The sequence below is a fragment of the Phytomonospora endophytica genome, assembly GCF_014202425.1.
GTDB classification, from domain to species: Bacteria; Actinomycetota; Actinomycetes; order Mycobacteriales; family Micromonosporaceae; genus Phytomonospora; species Phytomonospora endophytica.
The window spans coordinates 602,882-615,563 of record NZ_JACHGT010000001.1; the positions used below are offsets into that span (position 1 = coordinate 602,882).

Below are 12,682 nucleotides of genomic sequence, written 5' to 3' on the forward strand. Positions count from 1 at the left end.
CCGTTCGGCGAAACTAGCTCCCCGCGCGCTCCTGGTCAGCGGTCACGACAGCGCGCGCCGCCAGTGCGAGTTCCTCGTCGTGGGGCCGGCCGAGGCGGCGGGCGGCCGCGACGGTGCGGTCGAGCAGCGCGAGCGCCTCGTCGTGGTGACCGGCGACGCGGAGGGTCTCGGCGTAGCCGTGCAGGATCTCGACTTCGAGTTGGGCCTCGGCCAGTGGTGCGATCAGTTCGAGGGCGCGACGATGGTGCTCGATCGCGTCCTCGGGTGAGCCCGTTTCGCGCAGCGCGACGCCGAGGTTGTGGTGGCACCACGCGCGGTTGTGCTGGAGGCGGTTCTCCTCGGCGAGTCGCAGCGCCTGGCGCAGGGTTTCGAGGGATTCCGCCGGGTCTTCTCGGGTCAGGGCGAGTCCCAGGGCCACGAGGCCGGTGATCCGTGCGGGGCCTTCGGCCATGCCGACCGATTCCCGGGCGAGCTCGACGGCTTCGCCGCGTCCGCCGAGGCGCAGGGTCACCCAGGCGTCGAAGGCGAGGGCCTGGGAGAGGCCGCCCTTGTTCCCGACGGTGGCGAACAGCTCGCGGGCGTGCCGGAAGCTCTTCCGCGCGGCTTCGAGTTCGCCGAGGTCGCGGCGGGCGAAGCCCGTGCGCAGGGCGAGGCCCGCGGCGAGTTCGGTGTCGGCGCCGCCGGACTCCCCGGCCCGCTCGTAGGTGGTGACGGCGTCGGTGAGGCGTCCTGCGGCGGCCAGCGCGTAGCCGAGGTCGGAAAGGAGGGACGCTCGTCGCTTTTCGCGGCCGAGCCGTCCGGCGGCCTCGGCGGCGCCTTCGAGGAGGCGGAGCTGGTCGTCGGTTCCCCGGTGCCGGAAGAACCAGACGCGCATGGCCTCCGGCAGGTCGGCGGCCACCTCGTCGGCGCCGAGCCGCACCGCGGTGTCGAAGCAGGCGACGAGGTTGACGTATTCGAGGTCGAACCAGGCCATGGCCTCCGCGGGGTCGCCCGGCTCCGGTTTCGGGCGGTGCGGTGAAGGCAGTGTGCGGTCGTGGGCGGTGGCGCGCGCGAGGTAGCGGTCGAGGACTCGGCGCAGGGCCGTCTCGGCGTTGGGCTCCTCCTCGGCGGCGAGGTCGGCGGCGTAGCGGCGGATCAGGTCGTGCAGCCGGTACCGGCCGGGGGACAGTTCCTGGACGAGATGCGCGTCGGCCAGTTCTTCGAGGATCCCGCCGACCCGCCCGGGCGTCAGGTCGGCCAGGGCCCCGGCGGTCTCGGTGTCGAAGTCGGTTCCCGGCAGCACGCCGAGGAGGCGGAAGACGCGTCGCTGAGCGGTGTCGAGCTGGTGCAGCGACATGCCGAAGGCCGCGTCGAAGCGGCCGGTGTCGTCCCGCAGGCGCTCGGCCAGCACCGCGACGGTCCAGCCCGGGCGGTGGCGGAGCCTGGCGCCCGCGACCCGCAGCGCGAGCGGGAGGCCCCCGCACTGGTCCAGCACCTGGGCGACGGCCTCGTCCTCGCCGGGTGTGAGGCCCGCGGCCCTGCCGAAGAGGTGGGCGGCGTCGGTGTCGGTGAAGGGCTCCAGCGAGACCGGCGGGACGCCGTCCAGGTCGACGAGCCGTGACCTGCTGGTGATGACGACCGCCGACTTGCCCGCGCCGGGCAGGAGGGGGCGGACCTGGTCGGCGTCGACGGCGTTGTCGAGTACGACGAGTACCCGCCGCCGGGACAGTTCGGAGCGCCAGAGGGCCGCGCGTTCGTCGACGGCGGCCGGTGGTTGCGTGATGTCCAGTGCCTTGAGCAGGCGGCCGAGCGCGGCGGAGGGTTCGAGCGGTGCCTGGCCCGGCGTGAAGCCGTGCAGGTCGAGGTAGAGGCCGCCGTCCGGGTAGGCGGGCGCGAGCCGGTGCGCCGCGTGCACGGCGAGGCTCGTCTTGCCGACGCCGGCCATGCCGTCGACGGCGACGACCCCCGTGTCGCGCAGCAGTTCCTCGACCCGCGCGGCCTCGGTTTCGCGCCCGGTGAAGTCGGCCAGGTCGGCGGGCAGGTCGTTGCGGCGCGGGGGAGGCGCCGCGCCCGCCTTCATCGCTTCGATCCACAGTGGACGAAGCGGCCGGGGGTCGCGGCCGACGACCTTGCACAAGGCCGTGACGGCCTCCCAGGTCGGCACGAAACGGCCGGTCAGGTACCGCGACAGCGACGAGCTGCTCAGTCCCGATTCGCGGGCGAGGGCGCGCAGGCTGAGCCCGCTCAGCTCCTTGATCTTGGCGAGCTGGGCCACCAGCCGCTCGTTGGCGCTCGACACGTGCACGACGGTACCCGTCCCGCCCGGCCGGAACGGATCGGTGAGGTGTTCGCGCAGTTGGCGGTGCCTCCCGGTGTCCCACAACGTCCCACGGCGCGTGCGCGGAGACGTGCTCCGCTGGTGCGATGGCCTGAAGCCGGCGAACGCCGACGCGAAGGAGAAGACGATGTCGACCGTGCGCATGCCCCATCCCGCCACCCTGGTCCCCGAGGCGATGACGGCGTTGCTGGACCTCAGCGACGCGATCTCCGGGACCGGTGTGAATCGCGGCCTTCTCGCCCTGATCCACCTGCGCGCCAGCCAGATAAACGGCTGTGCCGCGTCCGTCGCCGGGGCGGCCGGCCAGGCAAGGCGCCACGGCGTCTCCGCGGACCGGCTCGACGCCCTGGCCGCCTGGCGGGAGGCGCCCTCGTTCAGCGACGCCGAACGCGCGGCCCTCGCCTTGACCGAATCGGTGACCCGCCTCGCCGACAGCCCCGACGCCGTCCCCGACCGGGTGTGGGACGTGGCCGCCACCTACTTCGACCAGAAGGAGCTGGCGGCCCTCCTGTTGAGCATCGCGGTCGCCAACGCCGTCAACCGGCTCGACGCGCCGACCCGCCAGCAGGCGGGTGATCGACGGGGGTGGTCCGGTGGGCCGTTCGCGGTCGGGTGAGCGGTGTTCCCCTGGCCCGAAGTGATTGCATTATGCCATCACTTCGGGCTAGGCTCTCGTAAAAGTGATTGCAGACCACAAGCGGAAGGGGACGTCCATGCTGACGCGGGTCGCGGAGGGCGTGTTCACGCATCACAGCCCACTTCTCCAGAACAACACCGTCGTCGTGCCGGGTCGAGCCGGTGTGCTGGTCGTCGATCCAGGGATCGACGACTCCGAAATGGCCTGTCTCGCCGGCGACCTTCGCGGACTGGGGCAGCCCGTGGTCGCCGGCTTCGCGACCCACCCGGACTGGGACCACGTGCTCTGGCACGCCGAGCTCGGCGAGGCTCCCCGGTACGGCACCGCCCGCTGCGCCGACTTCATGCGAGAGGTGCTGGCGGACCCGAACTGGCAGGCCAACGTCACCGAAGGGCTGCCGCCGGAAATCGTCGGCCGGGTCTCGCTGGACCCCTTCGGCCGCATCACCGCCCTGCCCGCCGACGCGACGCACATTCCGTGGGACGGGCCGCGGGTGCGTGTGATCGAGCATCCGGCGCACGCGCCGGGCCATGCGGCGCTCTTCATCGAAGAACACGGGGTCCTCGTCGCCGGCGACATGCTCTCCGATCTCTTCGGCCCCATGCTCGACAACTGGAACGGCACCAACGACCCGATCGAGGAGTACCTCACCGGGCTCCGGGCGCTGGAGGACGTGGCCGACGGCGCCGACGTCGTCATCCCGGGCCATGGGTCGGTCGGCGGACCGGGCGAGGCGCGCGCACGGATCGAACGCGACCGCGAGTACCTGCTCGCCCTGCGCGACGGCCGCCCCGTCGACGACCCGCGCGTCACGTCGCCGAAGCCCGGCTGGGAATGGGTCGCCGACATGTACGAAGGGCAGGTCCAGGGGCTCGCCCGGGCGCGTGCCGCCGCCGGGCCCGATCAGGCCGGCCGGTAGCGAACGTTGACCACCGCGCGCGGTTCGTCCTGGCCGACGTGGCGGAGTTGCAGGGGAGCGCCGCCGGGGTTGTGGAACAGTCGGATGCCGTCGCCGAGCAGGACCGGCGCGATGTGCAGGTCGATCTCGTCGACGAGGCCGCGTTCGAGGAGCTGCGCGCCGATCGTCGGTGAGAAGACCTCGACGTTCTTGTCGCCGGCGGCTTCCTTGGCGATGCGGAGGGCCTCGGTGACGTCGCAGCTCAGGAAGGTGATGCCCGCGGCGGGCTCGGCGTCTTCGGGGTGGTGGGTGAGGACGAAGACGGGGCCGTCCCAGTCGCCGTAGGGCCTGGCGCCGGGGAGCGCGTCGTAGCCGGACCGGCCGCCCAGGACCGCGCCGGTCGTCGACGTGTACTCCTCGGTCAGGCCGTCACGGGCGGTCATGTCGTCGGCCATCCAGGACATGTCGTGCCCCGGCCCCGCGACGAAGCCGTCGAGCGACATCGTGAAGTGCCAGAGGGTCTTGCCTTCGGCGGTCCGTGGCCGGGTGTCCTTCATGGTCGCCTCCGCGAACTGATTGTGAGTTGCAATCACTTGGAGGATCACTGTAAGACGGAGTGGTGGTAGATTGCAAGCGGTTGGGAGAGGTGGTCTTCGTGGAACCCCGTTCGGGATGTCCGATCAACGCCGCGGTCGAGGCCTTCGGTGACAGCTGGAGCCTGCTCGTCCTGCGCGACATCGTCTTCGGCAACCGTCGCCACTTCCGTGAGATCCTCGCCGGATCCGAGGAGGGCATCGCCTCGAACATCCTCGCCGACCGGCTCAAGCGCCTGGTCAAGGCCGGTCTCCTGACGCGCGAGGACGTCGGGCCGGGTAGGCGTGCCGCCTACAGCCTCACCGAGCAGGCGATCGGGCTCGTGCCCGTCTTCGCCCACCTCGGGGCGTGGGGCGTCAAGTACCGCCCGACCACCGAACGTCTGCGAGTGCGTGCCGAACTGCTGTGGGAGGGCGGTCCGCGACTCTGGGAGGAGTTCGCCGACGAACTGCGCACCCTCCACCTGGGCGGGCCACCCCGCGAGCACGACGGCCCGGGCGTCCTCGCACGCCTCGCCGCCGCCCACGCCGCGGTGAGCGATGGCTGATGGCGAGGGGCGGTCGGGCCTTGGGCCGGGGTGACCCTGCCGGCGCCGGCCCGGCTCCGCCACCCGGCCCCTGAACCCGGGCGGCGACCCCGGGAGCCCGGAATCCAAAAGGGACGGTCGTCGTCGCCACCGCCTCTTCGCGGGATGGTGCCGTTCGCGGGAGCTTGCGAGAATCAGGCGTGGGCATCGAGACGCAGCTGCGGCAGGCCATCACCGTGTTCAGGTTCACGGCCCTCGGCTACCCGCTGGTCATGTGGGGACTGTTCCTCGACGACCTCGTACGACCCGTGCCCGCGTTGCTGCTCGTCGCGGTCATGGCCGCGTGGACCCTGTTCATCAGCGGCTTCTACGCCACCCGCGGCTTTCGGCCGCCGGCCCTCTACGCCGATCTGGCCACCTCGGTGATCGCGGTCGCGGCGTCCACCTGGGCCTTGGAGCTCGACGATCGCAGCGTGCCGGTATCGGTCGGGCCCCTGCTCGCCGGGCCGGTCCTCGTCTGGGCGGTCGTCGGCGGTCGTCGGCGCGGTGTCATCGCGGGGTGCGCGGTCGCCGCCGCCGGGATGCTCTTCCGCGGCGGCCCCACCGAGAACACCTTCAGCGAGGCGATCCTGTTCATCATCACCGGGCTGATGGTCGGCCACTTCACCCGCCTCGGCGTCGAGGCGGAGCACCGGCTTCGCGAGGCCGCCGCCCGGGACGCCGCCGGCCTGGAACGCGAGCGCCTCGCCCGCGACATCCACGACTCGGTCCTCCAGATCCTCGCCCTGGTCCAGCGCAGGGGCGACGACCTCGGCGGTGAGGCCGCCGAACTGGGCAGGCTGGCCGGGCGGCAGGAGCAGGCGCTGCGCGCGCTGATCACGTCCGAGTACTACCGCCATCCCTTCGACGGGCAGCGCGACGTCCGGGAACTCATCGGACGCCACGCGTGCGACGCGGTGACGATCGCGGCTCCGGCCACGCCGGTCCGCCTGCCCTCCCAGGCCGCGCATGAGCTCGCCGCGGCGGTGACCAGCGCGCTGGACAACGTCCGCGAACACTGCCCCGAGGACACTCGCGTGTGGCTGCTGGTCGAGGACCAGGGCGACCAGGTCACCGTGACCGTCAGGGACGACGGTCCGGGCATCCCGGTCGGGCGGCTGGCCGAGGCCGCGGCCGGCGGGCGCCTCGGTGTCGCCCGGTCCATCGAGGGCCGGATCCAGGAACTCGGCGGCGAGGCCACGATCACCTCGATCGCGGGCCAGGGCACGGAGATCGAACTGCGGGTGCCGCGTCAGGGCGGGGGAGGGGGAGACGATGGTGACACTCGTGGTCGTCGATGACCATCCGATCTGGAGGGACGCCATCGGCCGCGACCTCGCCGAGGCCGGACACCGGGTCCTGGCAGGCGTCGGCGACGGACGGCGGGCCTTGACGGCGATCCGTCAACTGCGGCCCGACGTGGCCATTCTCGATCTCCAGCTGCCGGACCGGTCCGGGGTGGACGTGCTGCGCGAACTCGACGACTGCCCCACGAAGATCCTCGTCCTCTCGGCCAGCGGCGAGTCCGAGGACGTGCTGGAGGCCGTCAAGGCGGGCGCCCGCGGCTATCTCCTCAAGTCCGCCGGGACCGCCGAGCTGCTCGACGCCGTCGAGCGCGTGGCCGCCGGGGACGCGGTCTTCACACCGGGACTGGCGGGCATGGTGCTGGGGGAGTACCGCCGCCTCGCCAACGCCGACGAGAAGCACCCCGTGCTGTCCGAGCGTGAGACCGAGGTACTGCGCCTCGTCGCGAAGGGACTGTCCTACAAGGACATCGCCGCACGCCTGTTCCTCTCGCATCGGACGGTGCAGAACCACGTCCAGCGCACCCTGAACAAACTCCAGCTGCACAATCGCGCGCAGCTCGTCCGCTACGCCATCGAGCACGGCATCGACGAGGACTGAGTACCGGTACTCAGCGGAAGCGAGTACGGCGCCCCGCCGGTTCGAGTGCGGCTCCCGATGGAAGGCGGCCCGTCCCGGGCCCTAATGGACGTATGCCTACCATCAGCCCCGGCCCGGGGCGCCACGCGGACGAAGCGACCCTCAGCGAGACCCCGACCCCACCGGTGATCCAGGCCGCCTACATCACGGCCGTCGGTCACCACCTGCCCGGACCTCCGATCTCCAACGACGAGATCGCCGCGCGCCTCGGCGGCGTGGACGCGCGTGGCGAACGCCTCCGCCGCCGGGTCCTGGCCGCCAACGGCATCAAGACCCGCCACTACGCCCTCGACGAGTCCGGCGCCACGACGATCCTCAACGAGGAGATCGCCGCCCTGGCCCTGTCCGAGGCCCTCGCCGACCGTGGACTCGACGCCTCCGAGCTGGACATGCTCGCCACCGCCACCACCCAGGGCGATCTGCTGGTACCCGGCTTCGCCTCGATGGTCCACGGCCGGCTCGGCGGCGGCCCGATGCAGGTCCTCTCGGTGGGCGGGGTCTGCGCGTCCAGCCTCGCCGCCCTCGACGCCGCCGTCGCCAAGATCCGCCTCGGTGAGCATGAACGCGCCGCCGTGGTCGGCTCCGAGCTGGCGAGTCGCTGGCTGCGCCGTTCCCGCCTGGACGGGGCTCGGGCCGACGCCGCCTTCCTGCGCTGGATGCTCTCCGACGGAGCGGGGGCCGTCATCGTCGAACCCCGGCCGCGTCCCGACCGGCCGTCGCTGCGCGTCGACTGGATACGTCACGTGTCCCTCGCCCACGCCAACCCCGTCTGCATGCGCGCCGGGTCGGGCGACGGGCTCGAACCGCGCGCCGGGACCACCTGGCAGGACGTCGATGTGGACGAGGCCGCGGCGAGCGGGATGCTGAGGCTGCGCCAGGACACCGGCGCTCTCCAAGGCCTCGCCGAGGCCGGGCTGCGCGAGTTCCAGAAACTCGCCCGAACCGGCCTGATCGACCTCGCCCGCCTCGACCATGTGCTCTGCCACTACAGCAGCCACGCCTTCCGGGACATGATCGTCGAGCTCCTGAACGACGCGGGTGCCGCCGTCAAGCCGGAGAAGTGGTTCTCGAACCTCGCCGAGCGCGGCAACACCGGCGCGGCCTCGATCTACATCGCCCTTGAGGAATGCTGGCGCACCGGCCGCTTCGAGCCCGGCCAGCGTGTCCTGCTCGCCGTGCCCGAGTCGGGCCGGTTCTCCTTCGCGTTCGCGCACCTGACCTGCGTCGAGGCCGGAGCGGACGAACCCGCGACCTCCGCCGGCCGGCCGGCGATTCCGGCCAGGCGATCGGTGTCCACTCTGCACGGCCGCCTGGACGACGTGTGGCGGGACTTCGAGCGGGGTCTGGACGAGGTCCCGATCCTGCGGCGCCTGAACGACGGCACCGTCACGATGGACGACTACCTGCGGCTGCTGCGGAATCTGCGGCAGCAGGTCGCCGACGGCTCCGGCTGGATCGCCAGGGCCGCGTCCAGTTTCTCGCTGAAGCACTTCGGTTTGCGCAGCGCCGCGATCCGGCACGCCGTCGAGGAGCACCGCGACTTCATGATGCTCGAACGCGACTACGCCGCCTGCGGCGGATCCGTCGAGGACATCCGCGCCGGGGAGAAGAACATCGGGTCGGAGGCGCTCTCCGCCTACATGTTCGAGACCGCGAGCCGTCCCGAACCCGTCGGCATGCTCGGCGCCATGTTCGTCATCGAAGGGCTCGGCACGGGCAAGGCCGCCGCGTGGGCCGCGCGCTTCCAGGACCTTCTCGGCCTGCGTGACGACCAGGTGAGCTTCCTTCGCTATCACGGTGTCGCCGACGACGACCACTACGCGATGCTCGTGGATCTGTTGTCCTCGGTGGAGGACGGCGCCGAATCGGACGCGATCGTCAAGACCGCCAAGGTCGTCGCCCGGCTGTACCGCCTGCAGCTGGAGGAGTTGGACAATGTCTGACCCGTCGCTGTGGGACGCGGTCGAACGCGACCCCGCCATGCCCCTCGACGCGGAGGTGATCGGCAAGGTCGCCGACGACCAGCGTCGCTGGACCCGCACGTGGCTGTACCCGCTGGCCCGCCCGTTCTCGCGGGTGACGGTGGTGCTCATCCTTCTCGCGAAGAGGTGCCTCCCGGTGCGGGTCCGCGCCCACGGCACCATGGACCGGTTGTGCCTGTGGTTCCTGCGCCACTTCGTCTCCCCGCTCGCGGTCGAACTGCTCATCCGCCACTTCGTGATCGAGACGAACCTGCTGAACTTCATCGTCCGCAACGCCGGCGCGACCGGCGCGCGGCCGGTGTCCCTGCGGCCGACGACCCTCGCGGGTCTCGGGAACCGGGCCGTCATCGAGCACGACATCAACGTCTACGACGTGCTCGGCGCCCTCGGCCCCGGCCCGATGTCGCCGGCGATGCTCGACTTCGCCGGTCTCGACATGCCGCCGCTCGACACCGAACCGCACCGGCGCCGTGCGGTCAACCTGGACGTTCAGACGGCGTTGTGCCTGATGAACGTGCCGTTCGCGCTGTGCCTGACGCCCGAGGAGTACCGGCGGGCCGTGCACTCCATGCGCTTCGACGACTCGATTCTGGCGATCCTGGCCGACCTCACCGGTGACGCGACCTTCCTGCGCTGGCGAAGCGGTGACCTGGCGGTGCGCGTCGACTCGAACACCGACGTCCCCGCCGCCGTATACCGGCACGCCGTCATCTGCGAATACGCCCACGCCCAGCTCGTCCGCCTGGCCGCGCGGGCGGAGCCGACCGGGGGTGAGCGGCGTTCGGCGGGCATGGAGTCTTCGTCCCCCGTGCGATCGTGGTGAGGGGCCCGTCCACGGGCGAGCGACGGACGAACGATCGAGAGGCCGGTCTCCCGGACCGGGGGACCGGCCCCTGGGCTGTCTCGACCCGCCGGGCTCGCCACCGACCCCGCGCAACGGCCGGCCTTCGAGATCACCCTCGAAGGCCGGTCGGTACCGAGACCTCTCAGCCACACCAGCCGGATCCGGATCGGGCCGCCCCTGGTGGCGCGAGCGAAGGACGGCCGGGCAGGGCGGGCGGTCACGCCCCCGTCGGCGTGCGGATTGGCTCGCTGTCGAGGCCGGCGGCCGGGGTCGCCGGTGACGCGGTGCGCCGTGGCCAGGTCCAGGCGGAGCGCAGGATGAAGGCCAGGAGCAGCACCTCAAGTCCGATGGAGAGGCCGTAGAAGTAGGAGTAGGTCCATGCCTCCCCTGCCGCGTTGTAGACCGTGACGGGAACGTACAGCGTCGCGACGACGAGGTTGACGATGCGGTTGACACGGGCGGACAGCGTCACCGAGAGCAGGATCATGAGAATCGGGACGGCCATGAGCGTGAGCGCCATGGCGACGAAGGCCGGTCCGGTGTCGAACTCGTGGACGGTGCCGGCCAGCAGCTCGTCGAGGAAGCCGGGCTTGTACAGGGCGAGGTAGTCGACGTAGATGTAGAGGAACATGAAGCTGGTCCATGCTGCCGCGAGCCTTGCCTTCACGGGCACGCGCAGGTCTTCCAGTGCGGCCCGGGATCGAGGCGTTGTCATCACGATGCTCCTTGGCTTGTCCGGGTGGGTGCCTCCACCTTCACGGATGCCGGCGGCGGGCACATTGGCCCCGGAGACCGATTCGACTTGGCCTTTGGCACAGCCGGGCTCTTGTACTTTGGGCGGATACACCGAGCGCGCGGGCTGCCTACGCTGACCAGATGGCCACCAACGCACTCCGCTCGCTGTGGGCCGAACCTCGCCCCGCGAACGCCCCGGACCGGCGGCCGCGTGACTGGGCTCTGGTCGCGGTACTGATCTGCGGGTCCGTGCTGGAAGCGGTGCTCCGCGACGACATGGCGCCTCTCCCGCTGCTGCTCATCGCCGCGCTCGCGGTCGTCGTTCCCTTGCCATGGCGACGTACACACCCGCTCATGGTGACCGTGGTGGCTTTCGGCACGGTGACGGTGGCCGACATCGTCCGAGTCCTCAGCGAATGGCGAGGCGTTCTGCCATCCAGTGTCTCGGCCACCCTGGTCATCACCTACGCCCTGTTCCGGTGGGGCTCCGGCCGGGAGGCCGCGAGCGGCCTCGGCCTCATCCTGCTCTGGCTGGCTATCACCTGCCTCGCCGAATCGAGCAGCGTGGTGGAGACGATCGCCGGATACGCGTTCTTCCTGTTCGCCGCCACGCTCGGCGCCGCGATCCGCTACCGCACGAAGGTCCGCGTCCGCGACCTCGACCAGGCCAGGACCCGCGAACGCGAACTGCTCGCCCGTGAACTCCACGACACCGTCGCCCATCACGTCTCGGGCATCGCCATCCAGGCCCAAGCGGGACGTGCCGTCGCGGCCTCCCACCCCGAGCGGGCCATCGAGGCCCTGGCCGTCATCGAGGACGCGGCGACCCGCACCCTCACCGAGCTGCGCGCCATCGTCGGAGTGCTCCGGGCCTCTCAGGACACCGGTTTCGCGCCGCAGCCCGGCGTGGCCGAGGTCGAGCGGCTCGCCACCGATGGCCGGACGCGTCCCTGCGTCGACGTGACGCTGTCCGGCGAGTTCGACGGCCTCAGCCCGGCCGTCGGGGCCGCGGTCTACCGCTTGGCCCAGGAGTCCATCACCAACGCCCGACGGCATGCCCGCCACGCGACCCAGGTCACCGTCGCCGTCACAGGCGACGCCGACGGGGTACGGCTGACCATCGACGACGACGGCTCCGCCACCGGCGGCCGCGCCCCGGCAGGCTACGGCCTGGTCGGCATGCGGGAACGCGTCTCACTGCTCGGCGGGACCTTCCACGCGGGCCCCGCCGCCGAGCGGGGCTGGCGGGTGGAGGCCGTCCTGCCCCGGACCGGGACACCGCGATGAGCATCAGGGTCCTCATCGCCGACGATCAACTCATCGTGCGCACCGGGCTGACGATGCTGCTGGACGCCCAGCCCGACATCGAGGTGGTCGGTGCGGCCGCCGACGGGCGCGAGGCGGTCCGCCTTGCGCTCCAGTTGCGCCCCGACGTCGGCCTGTTCGACATCCGAATGCCGCTGATGGACGGCATCGAAGCCACCCGGCGCCTCGCCGGGCCCGACGTCGCCGACCCCCTGCCGATCGTGGTCATCACCACCTTCGACCTCGACGAGAACGTCTACGGTGCGCTCAAAGCCGGCGCCCGCGGATTCCTGCTCAAGGACGCCGGTCCGGCACTGTTGACCCAGGCCATCCACGCCGCCGCCGCCGGAAACGCACTGATCGCGCCCAGCGTTGCCGTCCGCCTGCTCGCGACGTTCGCGGACACGCGGACCTCACCACCGAGGCAGCCGACAGAACCGCTCACCGCCCGCGAGGAGGAGGTCCTCGTGCCGGTGGCCCAAGGCCGTACCAACAGCGAGATCGCCCGCGAGCTCTACATCACCCCGAGCACCGTCAAGGCCCACCTCGCCAGCCTCATGCGAAAGCTCGGCGCCCGCAACCGCGTCGAGGTCGCCATGTGGGCCCACGAGACCGGCCGCGTCTGACGCCCCACCGCCTCCCGCCGTTCGAGACGAACCTCCCTCGACGGGACTCAAGGGACCGGGTCTGCGGCCGAATGATCGAAAGGCCGGTTCCCCGAACTGGGAAACCGGCCCCTGACCTGCTGCTTCTTGGTGCGCGATACTGGGATCGAACCAGTGACCCCTTCGGTGTGAACGAAGTGCTCTCCCGCTGAGCTAATCGCGCTGGCGCTGCATCACTGTACCGGATGCCTCGCGG

At 71.5% G+C, this 12,682-nt stretch carries 12 protein-coding genes and 1 tRNA gene; 9 read left to right on the forward strand and 4 right to left on the reverse strand.

Translation table 11 applies throughout. The features are described from left to right. Window positions 1–13 precede the first annotated feature (13 nt). Complete coding sequence (locus tag HNR73_RS02475) at window positions 14–2,461, reverse strand: ATP-binding protein (protein WP_184785546.1); 2,448 nt, start codon at window positions 2,459–2,461, stop codon at window positions 14–16. Here HNR73_RS02475 and HNR73_RS02480 point away from each other — a divergent pair. Together HNR73_RS02480 and HNR73_RS02485 are read left to right on the forward strand one after the other, a co-directional pair. Next, a complete protein-coding gene (locus HNR73_RS02480; protein WP_184785547.1) occupies window positions 2,445–2,933 on the forward strand; it encodes a carboxymuconolactone decarboxylase family protein in 489 nt (162 codons plus the stop codon). The two genes, HNR73_RS02475 and HNR73_RS02480, sit on opposite strands and share 17 nt — an antisense overlap. Before the next feature lie 97 nt (window positions 2,934–3,030). Next, window positions 3,031–3,873, forward strand: coding sequence for an MBL fold metallo-hydrolase (locus HNR73_RS02485; protein ID WP_184785548.1), 843 nt, complete (start codon window positions 3,031–3,033; stop codon window positions 3,871–3,873). On the opposite strand, the gene HNR73_RS02490 is transcribed toward HNR73_RS02485, so the two are convergent. Continuing rightward, window positions 3,858–4,409: a dihydrofolate reductase family protein gene (locus tag HNR73_RS02490; protein ID WP_184785549.1), complete on the reverse strand. Its 552-nt coding sequence runs from the start codon at window positions 4,407–4,409 to the stop codon at window positions 3,858–3,860. The genes HNR73_RS02485 and HNR73_RS02490 overlap by 16 nt on opposite strands. A 98-nt stretch (window positions 4,410–4,507) precedes the next feature. Here HNR73_RS02490 and HNR73_RS02495 point away from each other — a divergent pair, with 98 nt between their 5' ends. From HNR73_RS02495 to HNR73_RS02515, 5 genes are all read left to right on the forward strand, one after another. After that, complete coding sequence (locus HNR73_RS02495) at window positions 4,508–4,993, forward strand: winged helix-turn-helix transcriptional regulator (protein ID WP_184785550.1); 486 nt, start codon at window positions 4,508–4,510, stop codon at window positions 4,991–4,993. 179 nt (window positions 4,994–5,172) lie between these two features. Beyond that, window positions 5,173–6,312 (forward strand): MacS family sensor histidine kinase, encoded by a 1,140-nt coding sequence (gene macS, locus HNR73_RS02500; RefSeq protein WP_239122084.1) that lies wholly within the window; start codon window positions 5,173–5,175, stop codon window positions 6,310–6,312. Continuing rightward, a complete protein-coding gene (locus HNR73_RS02505; protein ID WP_184785551.1) occupies window positions 6,287–6,916 on the forward strand; it encodes a response regulator in 630 nt (209 codons plus the stop codon). The genes macS and HNR73_RS02505 overlap by 26 nt, the downstream gene beginning before the upstream one ends. Before the next feature lie 92 nt (window positions 6,917–7,008). Further along, entirely contained in the window at window positions 7,009–8,898 is a 1,890-nt protein-coding gene (locus tag HNR73_RS02510; protein WP_221330635.1) for a 3-oxoacyl-[acyl-carrier-protein] synthase III C-terminal domain-containing protein, read from the forward strand. Further along, complete coding sequence (locus HNR73_RS02515; RefSeq protein ID WP_184785552.1) at window positions 8,891–9,760, forward strand: DUF6999 family protein; 870 nt, start codon at window positions 8,891–8,893, stop codon at window positions 9,758–9,760. Before HNR73_RS02510 ends, HNR73_RS02515 begins: the two co-directional genes overlap by 8 nt. A gap of 238 nt (window positions 9,761–9,998) precedes the next feature. Here the strand turns inward: HNR73_RS02515 and HNR73_RS02520 are convergent, their stop codons facing one another. After that, window positions 9,999–10,496 carry a DUF6326 family protein gene (locus tag HNR73_RS02520; protein ID WP_184785553.1) on the reverse strand — a complete coding sequence of 166 codons (498 nt, stop codon included), beginning with the start codon at window positions 10,494–10,496 and terminating at the stop codon, window positions 9,999–10,001. Between the two features lie 161 nt (window positions 10,497–10,657). On the opposite strand from HNR73_RS02520, the gene HNR73_RS02525 reads away from it, so the two are divergent. After that, window positions 10,658–11,803, forward strand: a complete 1,146-nt coding sequence (locus HNR73_RS02525) for a sensor histidine kinase (RefSeq protein ID WP_184785554.1) — start codon at window positions 10,658–10,660, stop codon at window positions 11,801–11,803. Further along, window positions 11,800–12,447, forward strand: coding sequence for a response regulator (locus HNR73_RS02530; RefSeq protein ID WP_184785555.1), 648 nt, complete (start codon window positions 11,800–11,802; stop codon window positions 12,445–12,447). Before HNR73_RS02525 ends, HNR73_RS02530 begins: the two co-directional genes overlap by 4 nt. Window positions 12,448–12,574: 127 nt before the next feature. On the opposite strand, the gene HNR73_RS02535 is transcribed toward HNR73_RS02530, so the two are convergent. Next, window positions 12,575–12,649: transfer RNA gene (locus tag HNR73_RS02535), tRNA-Val, on the reverse strand. Window positions 12,650–12,682 lie beyond the last annotated feature (33 nt).